Below are 15,026 nucleotides of genomic sequence, written 5' to 3' on the forward strand. Positions count from 1 at the left end.
GATACTTGAAATTCATCTAAACTATGAAACTATTGACCAAATTTTAAAAAAAAAAGAGGAAGTGGCATAAATGACTGAAACCAAAAACCGTGTAATTAAAGCGAAACGTGGAGTCGAATTGCAGTGTAAGGGATGGGAACAGGAAGCAGTCTTACGAATGCTTTGCAATAATCTTGATCCTGAGGTTGCTGAAAAGCCAGAGGATCTCGTTGTCTATGGAGGCATTGGTAAGGCAGCTCGTAATTGGGAATCCTTTGATGCGATTGTTGAGCAGTTAAAAACATTAGAAGCCGACGAAACCTTATTAATACAATCGGGAAAACCAGTTGGACGCTTTCGTACTCACGATCAAGCACCGAGAGTATTGCTTTCTAACTCTGTGTTAGTACCGAAATGGGCGAACTGGGAGCATTTTAATCACCTTGAGAAGCAAGGATTAATGATGTACGGACAAATGACGGCTGGAAGCTGGATTTATATTGGAACACAAGGGATTTTACAAGGTACGTATGAAACGTTTGCAGCAATTGCAAAAAAACATTTTAACAATACCTTAAGAGGAACGTTAACCTTAACGGCTGGACTTGGTGGAATGGGTGGCGCACAGCCGCTCGCAGTTACGATGAATGATGGAGTCGTTATAACCGTTGACGTTGATCAGGAACGGATCCAAAAACGAATTGATACGAAGTATTGTGATCAAATGACCAATTCATTAGATGAAGCTCTTGAGTGGGCCTTAGCTGCTAAAGAGGCCGGAACGCCACTATCCATTGGACTTGTTGGAAATGCGGCAGAGGTTCATCATGAAATCTTAGAACGCGGTGTCAAAATTGATATAGTTACAGATCAAACATCAGCACATGATCCGCTAAATGGCTATGTTCCAGTAGGCTATTCCATCACTGAAGCGGATCAACTTCGAAAAGAAAATCCAGAACTTTATGTTCAGCTTGCAAACCAAAGCATGAAGAAGCATGTCGAAGCCATGCTAATGTTCCAACAAAGAGGTTCGATCGTGTTTGACTATGGAAATAACATTCGCCAAGTAGCCAAAGATGAAGGGCTAGAAAACGCTTTTGATTTTCCTGGATTTGTACCCGCCTATATTCGACCGCTTTTTTGTGAAGGAAAAGGCCCATTCCGTTGGGTTGCATTATCAGGTGATCCTGAGGATATTTACCGGACAGATCGCTTAATTAAGGAACTGTTCCCTGAGAACGAAGCCTTAAATCGTTGGATTGACATGGCACAAGAACGAGTTGCTTTCCAAGGCTTACCTTCACGGATTTGCTGGTTAGGTTACGGCGAACGTGTAAAAATGGGGCTTGCAATGAATGAGCTAGTCAAAAACGGTGAGTTAAAAGCTCCGATTGTCATTGGCCGTGATCATTTAGATTGTGGTTCGGTCGCATCACCAAACCGTGAAACAGAAGCAATGCTAGATGGTAGTGATGCAGTTGGTGATTGGGCAATATTAAATGCTTTAGTTAATACATCAGCTGGTGCTAGCTGGGTATCGGTACACCATGGTGGTGGAGTTGGCATGGGGTATTCTCTTCATGCAGGAATGGTCGTTGTTGCAGATGGTAGTGACCGCGCCAAGGCAAGGCTTGAGCGTGTCTTAAATACAGACCCTGGGATGGGTGTGATCCGCCATGCTGATGCCGGTTATGAGCTTGCGAAAGAGGTTGCAAAAGAAAAAAATATCGTGATCCCAATGGATGGAGGTAAAGAATGACATTACATGTAGATCTCTTATTAACAAACATCGGGCAGCTATTACCGATGCGTTCGGATGGCCCACGCAGCGGCAAAGCGATGCAGGAACTTGTGGTAATTGAGGGAGCAGTTCTTGGGATTAAAGCTGGAGAAATTGCGTATATTGGTACCGATGATTCTGAAGTAACAGCTGATACAATCATCGATTGCGAAGGGAAACTTGTGACTCCTGGGCTGGTTGATCCACATACTCATGTTGTTTTTGGTGGTTCAAGAGAGCATGAAATGGCTTTAAAGCAACAGGGAGTTCCGTATTTAGAAATCTTAGCGCGCGGTGGCGGGATTCTTTCAACAGTTCAAGCAACTAGAAATGCTACAATGGAGGAACTTTATGAGAAGGCCAGTTTTCATCTCGATCGTATGATGACGTACGGTACGACAACAGTTGAAGCAAAAAGTGGCTATGGACTTGATCGTGAAACTGAGCTGAAGCAGTTGAAAGTAGCCAAAGAACTTCAGGAAAATCATCAAATTGATCTGGTCTCGACATTTTTAGGAGCTCATGCAATTCCACAAACACATAAGGAAAATCCAGAGCAATTTTTAGAAGAAATGCTTGCGCTTTTAACTGAAATAAAAGAACAACAGTTAGCGGAATTTGTTGATATTTTTACCGAAACAGGTGTCTTTACCGTCGATCAATCTAGGGAATATTTACGAAAAGCAAAAGAAAAAGGCTTTCGATTGAAAATTCATGCGGACGAAATAGATCCTCTTGGTGGCACGGAAATGGCAGCAGCTCTTGGAGCCACTTCAGCTGATCACCTCGTTGGTGCGTCGGACGAGGGAATTCGAATGCTTGCAGAAACAGGGACAATTGCTGTTTTGTTACCAGGAACGACTTTTTATTTAGGGAAGAGCTCGTTTGCTAGAGCTCGTGAGATGATTGAACAGGGAGTCACGGTTGCGTTAGCGACAGACTTTAACCCAGGTAGCTCACCAACGGAAAACCTTCAGTTAATCATGTCGATTGCAGCGCTACAGTTAAAGATGTCTCCAGAGGAAATTTGGAACGCTGTAACAGTAAACGCGGCTTATGCGATCGGACGTGGTGAGGAAGCAGGGCAGTTAGAAATTGGACGTAAAGCTGACGTCGTGATCTGGGATGCGCCAAACTATTTGTACATTCCTTATCATTATGGTGTCAATCACGTCAACAAAGTCATCAAAAATGGAAAGCTGGTTGCTGAAAGGATGGGAATTCGTGACTAACTTTCAATATTTGAAACCATCTGGTTCCCCTTTTGTTGATCGGCATGTAACAAGATTTTCAGACATTGTTCATACATGGGATGGTCGTGAGCTTCTAGGGGTAGGTCTGATTGGTGCGCCACTTTCAAAATCATCGATTAGTCACTCCGGTGCACATCTTGCACCAGGAACGATTCGAAAGGCCTTTGCAGCTTTTTCTACCTATTCAATTGAGGAGGATTTTGAGTTAGATAAGTGGGACATTAAGGATCTCGGTGATATTGTCATGCATGTGACTGACATTGTTCAATCTCAAGAACGAATATTTACAACGCTTGCTGAAGTTTACGAGCAACATCCGAATTTTTTACCGATTATCCTTGGTGGTGATAACTCAATCACCTATCCGACGGTCAAGGCTTTAGCGAAGGCAAAAGGTAGAGTAGGTGTCATTCAATTTGATGCTCATCACGATGTTCGTAACTTAGAGGATGGTGGTCCTTCAAATGGAACTCCATTCCGCAGTTTGCTAGAAACACAAACAATCAACGGAAATCATCTAGTTCAAATTGGAATTCGTGATTTTTCGAATGGAAAGGCATACCGGACGTATGCAACAGAACACGGAGTAACAATCTATACGATGAAAGATGTTCGTGAACGTCCAATTAAAGCTCTGATCAAAGAGGCAATTGAGCAGTTGCAGAATGAAGTCGATGTCATTTATGTGTCACTTGATATGGATGTTGTTGATCAAGCTGAAGCTCCGGGGTGCCCGGCGATTGGACCTGGTGGAATGAGTGCATCGACGTTAATTGAAGCAATCACTTACTTAGGTGAACAGCCGATGGTCAAAGGCTTAGAAATTGTCGAAATAGACCCAACAGTAGATTTCAGAAATATGACAAGTAGATTAGCAGCCCATGTTGTCTTGCACTTTTTAAAAGGGAAGGAAAAAGCAGGGTTGCGATAATGACCAAAGAGACAGTGCGTAATGATACGCCTGTCTTTTTGTGTTTTAAGTACTGTCGAAGTTTTCAGAAAAATATTACAAAAATCCACAAAAAACGACAAGTATCGAGTATAATAAAGTAACATTAAGTTATTTAGTACATAATTTGCCATCACGATTGGAGATCTAGAGAGTGAATATAAAATCGATTAGAAGTCAGATGCTCATATATTTATTAGGTGGTATGCTTATTTTATTTGGCCTTTTAATCTATGCCGTCAATCAAGAGTTAAATAAATTACCAGAACATATGATGGTTCAATATCAAGAAATTACCAATGCTAGAGCGGATGAAGTTAATAAAGAACTTGAGAAGTTTGCTCAAGAGATTAAGATGATTTCACAGTCTCCAATTGTTAGGTCGATGGATCTGGAAAAAATCCAGGCGTATTTACCAAATCTAGTTATCGAAGGACAGCATCGAAACATGACAATCGCTACACTTGATGGGCATGGCTGGACAACCTTTGGTAGTTTTATCGATATAAGTGAACAGGAGCAATTTGTAAAATTATCAAAGAAGGACAACAATCGTGGATCTCACAACCGTTTCTAAGCCCTTATGCAGAAGCTCAAATACCAATTGTCATTATTTCTCATGAAGTAAGAAGAGATGAAGGGTTAGTTGGTTTAGTCAATATTGTGATCGAAAATACCTTCTTAAATAGTGTTGCCAAATCAATAAACCTTGGAAAAACGGGCTACGCTTGGATTGTTGATCAAGATGGAAGAGTTGTTGCCCATCCGGACAACACGATTGGAGAGAACCGACATATAACTGAACTAGTTCCAATTAATCAAGAGAACATTGCTGCCTTTAACAAAGAAGATAGTATAGGTTGGTTAGAACTGGAGTCCAATTTAGGTGAACAAACGTTTATTTTTTACAAAGGGATTGAAGGCTCCCCGGGATGGACGTTATTACTTTCAATTAACAAAGAAGAGGTACTAGGAGAATTAAGTAGTGCCCGTGTGAAAATTATTTTGTTTTTTATCATGGGACTTATTTTAATGAGTATCTTTGCTTTTTATTATGCAACGACAATTTCCAAACCGATTTTAGAACTCAAAAAGGTGTTTGAAAAAGCGGAAACAGGAGATTTGAATGTTGTTGCTGATGTCAGAGTGAAAAATGAAGTAGGGGCAGCTGCCAAGAGCTTTAATCAAATGCTGAGGCAAATAAAAAGTTGACTTATTATGACTCATTAACGAATTTATACAATCTAAATGGGTTTTTAGTAGATTTACCTCAACGGGCGATCCAACTTCGGAAAAAATATCCTGTCATCGCGATCGCAGTGATCTCCATTGATGACTTTAAGAGGATTAATAGCATCAGTGGCTACATCGGAGGAAATCTAGTCCTTCAAAAGTTAGCTGATCAGCTTTCTCAATTTATTGAAAAGGAGGAAGGGATTGGTCGCTATTTTGGCGATGAGTTTATCTTACTCCTAAAGGAAGAGTCGCTAGAGAAACTAGAGGAACGAATTAAGTTGCTTTGGGAACAGTGTAGTACGGAGATGATCATTAACGATCAGGAATATCGCTTAAAAATCTCGATTGGGGTCGCCATAACGAATAGTTCACTAATTAAAGTTGAGGAAATCGTCAATCAAGCCAATATTGCCAAGGTTCAAGCGAAAAAACAAGGTGGTAATCGCTATCAGTATTACGATATAAACGTGAATGAAGTGATTAAGATGGAGCAAAAGATCGAAAATGCTCTCTACCATGCGATCACGAAAAATGAGTTATACCTCGTTTTTCAACCGATAGTTAATCTGAAAACGAACTCGATCATAGGTTCAGAGGCGCTAATTAGATGGAACAATAAACAATTTAGCAAAGTATCACCACTGAAAATTATTGAAGTAGCAGAACAATCGGGAATGATTGTAGATATCGGAAAATGGGTGCTCAGCGAAGCCTTAAAACAAAACAAACGTTGGCATGATTTAGGCTACAACAACATGTTTGTATCTGTGAATATTTCAGCGATACAATTTGAACAACCAAATTTTTTGGATATGTTAAAAGCCATTTTAGAAGAAACAGCGATGGCTCCACAGTTTCTTGAGCTTGAGGTTACTGAAACGAATGCGATGACAATGGTCGAAGAAAAGCTTGAAAAAATGAGCAAGCTAAAGGAAATGGGGATTCGTATTGCCATTGATGACTTTGGGACAGGCTACTCTTCGTTAGCTTATTTTACAAGATTTCCAATAAATACCCTTAAAATCGATCGCTCTTTTGTCAATGAAATCTACAAAGACGAAAATGCAAAAACGATTATTACGACGATCATAAACATGGCGAAAACCATCAATATTGCAACGACTGCCGAAGGAGTCGAGACGATAGAGCAAGTCAAATTTTTAGAAGAGCAAGGCTGCGACAAAATCCAAGGGTACTTAATCAGTAGACCTGTAAATCCAAATCAAATTGAAGAACTTTTACTTCGGGAAGCCAAATAAGCAAAGGTCAGCATCACATGAAAAGTAGTGGAGCTGACTTTTGTGACTATATGAAAGAGACGACAATTAAGTATTGATTTTACCAGTGGTTTTCATGTATAAGGCTTAATAATAAAGGTAAATTAATAATTAAAAATTGCTTGCGTAACGTGTTTTTTTGGAAAATCCAAAAAAAAATAACTAAATAGTTTAAAAGTTTAGTATAATTACTTAAAATAGATAGGTAGGTTATTTTTACAGTTTTAAAGTAAGTGGAGGGAAAACTTTGAAGGCGATAATAGAAGAATATGAGCCCTTACTCCTTAACTGTTGCGGTTCGGAAGAGAAAATCCGTATCCTAAACCAACTTTCGGAAGACCTTGAACGTAGAAAGCCCCTTCATTCCTTAGCTTTATCTAGGAAGGCTTATGAAATGGCATCATTGCTAGATGGGAATGAGAAAGGTGTAGTAAAGAGTCTTTTACACATAGGAAGAAGCTTGTGGTTAACAGGAGATTTAGAACAAGCATTAGAAGAACTAATTGAGGGATTAAAAAGAGTTCAGAAAATAAATGAAAATGAATATGAGGTTGAATTCCTTAATGCTCTCGGCAACGTTAACATTTATTTAAAAATATACGATAAGGCTCTTGAATATTATGGTCAAGCTTTAAACTTAGCAACCGCTATTAAGTACGATAGATTAATTGCTGGACTATTAAATAATATCGGTGAAATCCACTATCGACTTCAAGATTATACGATTTCATTAAAGTATTATGAAGAAAGCCTCAAAAAGTTTGAAAAGCAGAATGAACTTATGCAAATGACTGTCCCGCTAATCAATTTAGGGGCTGTCTATTTTGCTTTAGATAATTATGTCGAATCCCAAAAGTATCTAGAAAAAAGTTTACTCATTAGTAATCAGGAAAAGGATGGGCTTGGACAAGTAGGTTCTTTGCACTTTCTTGGAAAGCTGGCTTATAAAAAGGGAAACCTAGAGGACGCTATCAGTTGTTTTGAGCAATGCTTAGAAATCAATCGCGAAGTTGGTGATGTTTTTCTAGAGGTAGAGCTTTATATTGATTATTTTCATGTAGTAAAAGATCTAAAACAGAATGACATTGGAATTTCATATTTACGTAGAGGCCTAGAACTGGCTGAAAAAATTAAAGCAAAGGACTTTGTTTCTCAAATTAGTTCCTTATTAGCTAGTATCTATGAAAGCATGGGCGACGTAGAGGAAACAATTTTCTATTATAAAAAGTTCCATGACCAAACAAAAGAGGTTACCAACCTTGAACAGGAAAGTAAGTTAAGAGGGATTGCGATTCAACTAAAGGCTGAGGAATCCCAAAGGAAAAACAAAGCTTTTGAAATCTTGACTGAGAAACTTGAGCAAAAAACCCATGAATTGTCTCGATCTTACACCCAAATGAAAATCATTAGCGAAATTGGGCGTAGTATTACAGCAACCCTAGACGTGAACAAGGTTTTTAGACGCATTTATGAGAATATTAATAGCTTAATGGATGCAACTGTTTTAGGAATTGGCATGTACAATAAACAAAGAGACGCCATTGAATATAAGCTCTACATTGAAGAAGGCGAAAATGCACCTAATTTTGATATTCCCTTAAGTAGTAAATCGAGCTGGGCTGTCTGGTGTTTCAAGAATAAGCAAGAAATCATGGTAAATGACACAGAACAAGAATACCCAAAGTATTTAGAAGGACTAAAAAGTACGTTTGGAACTGTAAGACCTTCAGTCATTTTTTGCCCACTGATTTTAGAAGGGGAAATCATCGGGGTTGTAACAGTTCAGAGTAAAGAAAAAAATGCTTATGATCAGCATGCTCTCGAGTCTATTCGAGCTCTGGTTTCTTATATCGTTATTGCGATAAATAATGCAGAAAAATCCGAGAAGCTCGCTGAAGAAGTTGCTATTCGAAAGCGATCAGAGTTAGAGCTTGTCAAACTAAACAATAAGCTTGTGAAGCTTTCAGAGCAAGATGGCTTAACGGAAATTGCAAACCGAAGAAGATTTGATCAACTGTATATCGAGGAGTGGGAAAGAGCGCGAAGAGACCAACTGCCGCTTTCTGTCATTCTCATCGATGTCGACCAATTCAAGGAATATAACGATCACTATGGGCACCAAGAAGGGGATCGGGTACTTTGCCGAGTAGCCAAGACTCTAAAAAAGGTCCCAAAACGTAAAACCGATTTTGTTGCTAGATATGGTGGAGATGAATTCGTTGCTGTTATACCTAACACAGATATCGATGGAGCTATCAGAGTAGGAAGTAATATGATCAATAATATTACTTCCTTACAAATTGGTCATGAATATTCCCAGGTGGCAAATCATATTACGTTAACGGTTGGAGCAGCTACAATTACGCCGCAACTGGGCATGGATCGTGAAGAATTACTACGCATGGCGGATAAAGCGTTATACCGAGCAAAGGATAAGGGGCGTAATCGCGTCGAACACTTTGCTAGAAAATAGTGGGTATAAATATTATAGGTAGACCAGAGTGCGAATCAGGAGATTCGTACTCTTTTTTTGTAGATTGTCACGTATAAGATTCCTATGAACATTTATCACCTTAAAATGTAAAAACCTAGTAATCATTGCTATTAACAGTAAATTAGCATTATAAAAAGCAAGGGAATTGGTAATTCCTTTGCTTTTTGTTCTCTATGCAATTTGGTGATTATTATGATAGTTATTAAGGTTTATTGGATATATATGTTAATATATTAGTGTAAACTACATTGTCTTTGTGAAAGGCTGTTTTCGTAAACTTTGTTGCTTTTAGGTCGTCTTTTGAGAATAAATAAGCTTTTTGGGACAAATTTATTTGTCCCAATGGCTTATTTATTCTCAAAAGCTTCACGCAAAGCGTGAAGAACCAAGCATTCGCTTGGTTACGACCTAAAAGCAAATAGCAACAATCTTTTAGAAAAGAACGTTGTGAATAGATGTACTTACACTAACGAAGCAGAAGAGTTGAACAATTAAGTATCGAAAATAGTAAACCCATTGAAGAGTTGGGGAGTTTCCCTATAAAAGAGGAGGAATGTTTATGGCTCAAGAAATGTTTTTAATTATTTTTATTTTGTTAATGTTTGTTGGTATAGTTGGCGGAGTAATACTAATCTTCTTTTGGATGAAAAGCAGTTATAGAAAAAAAGATTTAAAAATCAAAGAGCTTCAAAAAGAAATTGAGGAATTAAAAGGAAAGAAATAATTCCGAAATAGGAATGCCAGTTCGTTAATTGAAAAAGGCACAGAGTTTTTGTGGGTAATTTTAGGGAGGGATTTAATGAAACAAAATAAAAAATACAAAGACATTTTGGTGGAAAATAAAGGGAATGTAACTTCTTTATATGTTGGACTGATGTTGGTGTTTTATCTGGGGTATGTTTTATTGGATAATTATCGCTTAAATAAATCTGAACATTGGTTAAGTACCAATTACCTTACTCAAGAAGATATTCAACGTATTCAAGGGTTAGGAACATGGACATCCGTTGTTGAATTCTTATTTTTAGGTTTATTTATACTCACAGCTATAACACTCTTTTATTATCGAAAAAAAAGAAGTGCGTTAAGCTATTTTATAATTTTACAACTATGCTTGTTTCTTGCCATATTTGGATTAGGTTACGTTTTATCATTTCTCCTAACCACACCTATTGGAAATTTAACACAGCCCTTAATAATAGCAACGTTTCTATTACTAATAATAGTGATTTATGCTATTTTTGTTAGGTTAAGAGGGCAATTAGAGAATTAAATAAATTACTATATGTTGTTGTGCTAACGGGAGCTATTCTTTAAGAAGGAGAATGGCTTTTTCTTGTTGAAGTAAAAAACAGGACAAAATTGTTAAGGAGGCGGGAATGAATAAAATTAATAAACTCAAAAAGGGAACTAAAAAATTTCTTATAGTCTTTGTTCCACTTGGAATTATAACTGTTTCACTAGACAACCAAGGATTTTGGCAAATTTCAAGTTTTATGCCTCTTTTAGCAATTAGTATATTTTGGGGTTGGATAATTATCGACGAAAAGTACCGCAATCAAAAACAAAAGTGAAGAAAATCAAACTGTTATTTAAGACGTTTCCCTTGAGCTAACGGAGCTTAACTTAAACCCCAATGGCTTGAAGTTTTATAAAGTGATATAATTAGATAAAATATTCATGGAAGAGGTGATGACATCATGAATACTGCTAAAGAACGATTACTAAAAATTATTGATGAAATTCCAGATCGAGAAGTGGATAAAATTTTAGACTTTGCTGAATATCTAAAGGCAAAAAAAGAAAAAAGCTTATCAGAAGATTTAACAAAAGCGAGCGAAAGTAGCCTTGATTTTTGGGATAATAACATAGACGATGAGGTTTGGAATGATGCATAAACAAGGTGACATTGTTTTAATTCCAGTACCATTCAGTGACTTATCAAATAGAAAACAACGTCCTGTTCTCATCATTTCAAACGATGATTATAATCAGATGACTGATGATATTCTTGTTGTTGCTATTACATCACAATTAAAGGACCTTGATTATTCTGTTATAATTGAACAAAGAGACTTAGACGAAGGTGCCCTTAAAGTTACATCAGCAGTGAGAGCAGACAAAGTTTATACACTTTCAAAAGGAATTATTAGAAAAAGATTTGGTAAAGTAAATACTAAAGTATTGAATAGTGTTAGAACTAAAATAGAACAATTAATAAAGTAGTAATTATACTTGTATTAATGGGCTACGATAAGCAGTCCTTTTTGATTATCAAACGGTACTAAAACTAAAATATATCCATTATGAATATGTTCACTTAAATTAACGAATGCGTTAGTAAAAAACAAATATTAAACAAAAGTACAAACCTCTTGGGAATTTCCCAAGAGGTTTGTTGCTTTCTATGAGTAGATATTCAATTATTGCATAATCCCAATAGGTGAGCAGTAGTTCGATTGCCACAATATAGTACCAATCTGCAATTAATTTATTAGTCCATTTATTCCATCGAATTAGCACCATAATTTAAATTTTCTACTTCAAAACCGCCCCCCTTTTTCTTCTTCACCAATCTGGGTATATGCACATATTATATATTCAAATCTGAGCACGACCAAAGTAAAAGGAGGACAATATCTTGACATTAACAATGGCTCATTGGATATATGGTATCGTTACACTAGCAATCATTGTAACGATGATCTTCAGAAAAGGTGTAGTATTACCAACATTATTAGGAACTTTTCTTGTAGCTACTGTCTATAACGGAAGTATTGTAAGTGGGTTTACTTCTGTATTTAATGCCAATTTAACCGCTGCGCAAGAGCTATTTAGTATTTTTCTAATCATTACTTTTATGGTAGCCTTGTTGCATTCGTTAAAGGATTTAGGTGCAGATAAGCAAATGATTGCGCCAATCCAAAAGTTTATGACCAATGGGCATGTTGCATATTTCATACTCATTGGTGTTACTTTCATTATTTCATTATTTTTCTGGCCAACACCGGCTGTTCCACTAATCTGTGCTTTACTAGTTCCTGCTGCAGTAAGAGCGGGTCTTCCATTAATGGGGGCAGCTATGGCTGTTGCTCTTGCAGGTCAGGGGATGGCTTTATCGTCAGATTATGTTATGCAAATTGCTCCGGGTTTAAGTGCAAGGTCCGCGGGAATTGATACCGCGCTTGTAGCGGATAAAGCCTTAGTGTTGTCGTTAATCTCTGGTGGGGTTGCGCTTTTCATTGCCTACCTTAGTTTTCGAACAAAAATGAGGAAACCTGATAGTCCGCTGATCGAAAAAGAGTTGATTTTACTTCAAGGTAATGAAGAAAAGAAAAAAATTCTAGTAAAGGCTGACAAAAAATGGAGTAAACCTTTTGCAATATTGGTTCCTCTTTCAATGCTCATCGTGATGATATATATGATTTATACGAAAGCTAGTGGCGGTAGAATGGGTGGCTTTGAAGGTGGAGATGGTGCTGCATTTATTGGTGGGGTTGCTGTACTTTTACTAAGTCTTGCGACTATTACCTATAACAAAGCTGAGGCACTAGAAGTAATTAGTGAGCATATCACAGATGGTTTCGTGTTTGCCTTTAAAGCGATGGGTCCTGTTATTCCAATTGCTGGTTTCTTCTTTTTAGGAAGTGGAGAATTCGCAGGAAGTATTCTTTCTCTTGGTGACACAGCACCTCCAGCTTTCTTATTTGATTTAGTGCAGTCAGCCCAAAATTTCATACCAGATAATAGTATTCTTTCAGCCTTTGGAATTTTAATTATTGGGATCATTACTGGACTAGATGGATCAGGATTTTCCGGCCTTCCATTAACGGGTGCTTTATCTGGAGCCTTTGCTTCAAGTTCAATGGATGCTTCAACATTAGCAGCTATCGGGCAAATGGGTTCAATTTGGACTGGGGGAGGTACTTTAATTGCTTGGTCTTCACTCGTAGCAGTAGCTGGACTTTGTGGTGTTTCAGTCATGGAGCTTGTTCGGAAAAATTTCTTCCCGGTTATCATTGGTTTAATTGTATCTACAATTGTCGCTTTGCTAATTTGGTAACAGCTAGTTGTGAATTCTAAACTAGAAGGTTTTTAAAATTTGAGATTGAGAAAAGGCAAGGGGTTGAGCCCTTGCCCTTCTTCTTTAGCCAGAGGTAGGATAGCTTAGCATCTTTCCTCTTGTTGTGGAGGTAGGTAGAAATTAATTAACGTCCTAGTTGTTGCTCAGCCATTTGTACAAGACGTTTTGTGATTTCACCACCAACTGAACCATTGGCACGCGCAGTTGCATCTGGTCCAAGTTGAACACCAAACTCCTGAGCGATTTCATACTTCATTTGGTCTAGTGCTTGTTGTACTCCAGGAACTAAAAGTTGATTATTGTTCGAGTTGTTTGCCATGCTGTTCGACCTCCTTTCGTATGTTGTGAGTTTATAATGTGTAGATCGAGAGTTTCTATGCATGATATAACTATATTTTTATATTGGTAATTTTTTGAAAGCTAAATGGAAGTTTTCACTGTAGACGATAAATTGTACTAGTGTTATTGTGATAATAAGAAATTTTTTGAGAAAACTTTACATACAGAGGTGTTCAGATGGGACAAATTGTTGAAATTGCTTATGCGAATTTATTATCGCCAATGATTTTATTTTTTCTAATTGGTATTGTAGCAGTGATCGTTAACTCCGATTTAAAAGTTCCGTCTGCCTTTTATACTGGTTACACCATGATTATTTTGTTTACGATTGGTATAAAAGGTGGTGTCGAGCTTAGAAATGTTTCATTTATGGAAATGCTACCGACAATCATTGCAGCACTTTTATTAAGTGTGGGGATGCTTTTTATTTCATATCTGGTGGTAGCCAAGCTCTTTAAATTTTCAGTGACGGAATCTTGGGCGATTGCTGCTCATTACGGTTCAGTAAGTGCGGTTACCTTTATCGCAGGATTAGCCTTCCTTGAAAAAATTGAAGTTTATTATGAAGTGTATATGTCAGCAATCCTTGTTGTGATGGAAGGACCTGCGATTATCTTAGGGATTATCTTTTATAAGATGTATGCACAAAAACAAGGGCAAAACATGGACAACCCGAATGCAAGTTTGAGCCATGTTATGAAAGAAGCATTCTTCGGGAAAAGTATTTTCTTATTATTGGGCGGTATTTTTATTGGTTTCGTCGCTCATGAAGATGGGCTTGCGAAAATCACTCCATTATTTGGAGATTTATTTTACGGACTGCTTTGTATCTTCTTATTACATATGGGGTTGATTGCAACACAGAGTATTAAAAAAATTGAGAAGTTAAAATTGTCTTCGTTTTTATTTGCGTTTATTTTGCCAGTGATTGGTGGAACAATAGGAATTCTTGTTGGAAGCTTTATCGGTTTATCAATGGGTGGGGCATTTATTCTAGCGATCTTATCAGGAAGCGCGTCATATATTGCAGCACCAGCTGCTGTTGAACAAGCTATACCAAAAGCAAATTCTGGCATTTATTTAGGGTCAGCGCTTGGGTTGACACTACCATTTAATTTAGTGGTTGGAATCCCTTATTTTTACTGGTTTGCAACAATCATCTATTAAGGGGAAATCTCATGAAAAAGGTTGTGATTTTATGGCTGAAATAAAGTATGAAATTCTAGAACAGTATGGACATATTTCAGAAAGTGCAAAGGGTTGGAAAAAAGAGTTAAACTTAATTAGCTGGAATGAACGTTCTGCAAAATATGATCTCCGTGAATGGGATCCAGACCATCAAAAGATGGGAAAAGGTTTAACATTATCAAAAGAAGAGTTGAAGACTTTAAAAGAGTTGTTAAATAAAATGGAATTATAACAGTCGAAACGGGTATGAGAAACTCCTCATACTCGTTTTTTTGTAATTTTATTTGTTAATGAATTTCAACCTTCATTATTTTTGCAACTACAATTAGCTTGACTAAGGTAATTATGAAATTCAGTCACATCTCCAAGTATTTCCACTGTTTGTTGCATATAATTTACTAGTTTAAAATATCCTATGGTAAAATATAGAATATTAAGAAAACT

The 15,026-nt window shown here is 37.3% G+C and carries 16 protein-coding genes; 15 read left to right on the forward strand and 1 reads right to left on the reverse strand.

The window, feature by feature from the left end; translation table 11 throughout:
* Positions 1-70 precede the first annotated feature (70 nt).
* The 13 genes from hutU (at position 71) to H1D32_RS02870 (ending at position 13,034) form a co-directional block, all read left to right on the forward strand.
* Positions 71-1,741, forward strand: a complete 1,671-nt coding sequence (gene hutU, locus H1D32_RS02810) for a urocanate hydratase (protein WP_261176642.1) — start codon at positions 71-73, stop codon at positions 1,739-1,741.
* Positions 1,738-2,994: an imidazolonepropionase gene (gene hutI, locus H1D32_RS02815; protein WP_261176643.1), complete on the forward strand. Its 1,257-nt coding sequence runs from the start codon at positions 1,738-1,740 to the stop codon at positions 2,992-2,994. Before hutU ends, hutI begins: the two co-directional genes overlap by 4 nt.
* Positions 2,987-3,946 (forward strand): formimidoylglutamase, encoded by a 960-nt coding sequence (gene hutG, locus H1D32_RS02820; protein ID WP_261176644.1) that lies wholly within the window; start codon positions 2,987-2,989, stop codon positions 3,944-3,946. The genes hutI and hutG overlap by 8 nt, the downstream gene beginning before the upstream one ends.
* A gap of 172 nt (positions 3,947-4,118) precedes the next feature.
* Positions 4,119-4,541 (forward strand): hypothetical protein, encoded by a 423-nt coding sequence (locus H1D32_RS02825; RefSeq protein ID WP_261176645.1) that lies wholly within the window; start codon positions 4,119-4,121, stop codon positions 4,539-4,541.
* Positions 4,542-4,561: 20 nt separating this feature from the next.
* Positions 4,562-5,176 (forward strand): cache domain-containing protein, encoded by a 615-nt coding sequence (locus H1D32_RS02830; protein WP_396126142.1) that lies wholly within the window; start codon positions 4,562-4,564, stop codon positions 5,174-5,176.
* Positions 5,173-6,459 (forward strand): putative bifunctional diguanylate cyclase/phosphodiesterase, encoded by a 1,287-nt coding sequence (locus H1D32_RS02835; RefSeq protein WP_261176646.1) that lies wholly within the window; start codon positions 5,173-5,175, stop codon positions 6,457-6,459. Before H1D32_RS02830 ends, H1D32_RS02835 begins: the two co-directional genes overlap by 4 nt.
* Positions 6,460-6,724: 265 nt before the next feature.
* Complete coding sequence (locus H1D32_RS02840) at positions 6,725-8,950, forward strand: GGDEF domain-containing protein (protein WP_261176647.1); 2,226 nt, start codon at positions 6,725-6,727, stop codon at positions 8,948-8,950.
* A 580-nt stretch (positions 8,951-9,530) separates the two neighbouring features.
* Positions 9,531-9,695 (forward strand): hypothetical protein, encoded by a 165-nt coding sequence (locus tag H1D32_RS02845; protein ID WP_261176648.1) that lies wholly within the window; start codon positions 9,531-9,533, stop codon positions 9,693-9,695.
* Between the two features lie 75 nt (positions 9,696-9,770).
* Positions 9,771-10,244 carry a hypothetical protein gene (locus tag H1D32_RS02850; RefSeq protein WP_261176649.1) on the forward strand — a complete coding sequence of 158 codons (474 nt, stop codon included), beginning with the start codon at positions 9,771-9,773 and terminating at the stop codon, positions 10,242-10,244.
* A gap of 106 nt (positions 10,245-10,350) precedes the next feature.
* A complete protein-coding gene (locus H1D32_RS02855) occupies positions 10,351-10,545 on the forward strand; it encodes a hypothetical protein (protein ID WP_261176650.1) in 195 nt (64 codons plus the stop codon).
* A gap of 126 nt (positions 10,546-10,671) precedes the next feature.
* On the forward strand, positions 10,672-10,869 hold the full coding sequence (locus H1D32_RS02860; protein ID WP_261176651.1) for a DUF2281 domain-containing protein: 198 nt from the start codon (positions 10,672-10,674) through the stop codon (positions 10,867-10,869).
* Positions 10,859-11,197, forward strand: a complete 339-nt coding sequence (locus tag H1D32_RS02865; protein ID WP_261176652.1) for a type II toxin-antitoxin system PemK/MazF family toxin — start codon at positions 10,859-10,861, stop codon at positions 11,195-11,197. The genes H1D32_RS02860 and H1D32_RS02865 overlap by 11 nt, the downstream gene beginning before the upstream one ends.
* Positions 11,198-11,612: 415 nt before the next feature.
* Complete coding sequence (locus H1D32_RS02870; RefSeq protein WP_261176653.1) at positions 11,613-13,034, forward strand: hypothetical protein; 1,422 nt, start codon at positions 11,613-11,615, stop codon at positions 13,032-13,034.
* 145 nt (positions 13,035-13,179) lie between these two features.
* On the opposite strand, the gene H1D32_RS02875 is transcribed toward H1D32_RS02870, so the two are convergent.
* Positions 13,180-13,374: an alpha/beta-type small acid-soluble spore protein gene (locus H1D32_RS02875; protein WP_261176654.1), complete on the reverse strand. Its 195-nt coding sequence runs from the start codon at positions 13,372-13,374 to the stop codon at positions 13,180-13,182.
* Positions 13,375-13,571: 197 nt separating this feature from the next.
* On the opposite strand from H1D32_RS02875, the gene H1D32_RS02880 reads away from it, so the two are divergent.
* Complete coding sequence (locus H1D32_RS02880; RefSeq protein ID WP_261176655.1) at positions 13,572-14,561, forward strand: sodium-dependent bicarbonate transport family permease; 990 nt, start codon at positions 13,572-13,574, stop codon at positions 14,559-14,561.
* Positions 14,562-14,592: 31 nt separating this feature from the next.
* Positions 14,593-14,814 carry a YdbC family protein gene (locus H1D32_RS02885; protein ID WP_261176656.1) on the forward strand — a complete coding sequence of 74 codons (222 nt, stop codon included), beginning with the start codon at positions 14,593-14,595 and terminating at the stop codon, positions 14,812-14,814.
* The last annotated feature ends 212 nt before the right edge of the window (positions 14,815-15,026 follow it).

The sequence above is a fragment of the Anaerobacillus sp. CMMVII genome, from assembly GCF_025377685.1.
GTDB lineage: Bacteria > Bacillota > Bacilli > Bacillales > Anaerobacillaceae > Anaerobacillus.

What these genes read in the sequence shown, in the direction of transcription:
- hutU (WP_261176642.1), top strand. Translation starts at nt 71, where the DNA reads ATGACTGAAACCAAAAACCGTGTAATTAAAGCGAAACGTGGAGTCGAA.
- hutI (WP_261176643.1), top strand. Translation starts at nt 1,738, where the DNA reads ATGACATTACATGTAGATCTCTTATTAACAAACATCGGGCAGCTATTA.
- H1D32_RS02845 (WP_261176648.1), top strand. Translation starts at nt 9,531, where the DNA reads ATGGCTCAAGAAATGTTTTTAATTATTTTTATTTTGTTAATGTTTGTT.
- H1D32_RS02850 (WP_261176649.1), top strand. Translation starts at nt 9,771, where the DNA reads ATGAAACAAAATAAAAAATACAAAGACATTTTGGTGGAAAATAAAGGG.
- H1D32_RS02855 (WP_261176650.1), top strand. Translation starts at nt 10,351, where the DNA reads ATGAATAAAATTAATAAACTCAAAAAGGGAACTAAAAAATTTCTTATA.
- H1D32_RS02860 (WP_261176651.1), top strand. Translation starts at nt 10,672, where the DNA reads ATGAATACTGCTAAAGAACGATTACTAAAAATTATTGATGAAATTCCA.
- H1D32_RS02865 (WP_261176652.1), top strand. Translation starts at nt 10,859, where the DNA reads ATGATGCATAAACAAGGTGACATTGTTTTAATTCCAGTACCATTCAGT.
- H1D32_RS02875 (WP_261176654.1), bottom strand. Translation starts at nt 13,374, where the DNA reads ATGGCAAACAACTCGAACAATAATCAACTTTTAGTTCCTGGAGTACAA.
- H1D32_RS02880 (WP_261176655.1), top strand. Translation starts at nt 13,572, where the DNA reads ATGGGACAAATTGTTGAAATTGCTTATGCGAATTTATTATCGCCAATG.
- H1D32_RS02885 (WP_261176656.1), top strand. Translation starts at nt 14,593, where the DNA reads ATGGCTGAAATAAAGTATGAAATTCTAGAACAGTATGGACATATTTCA.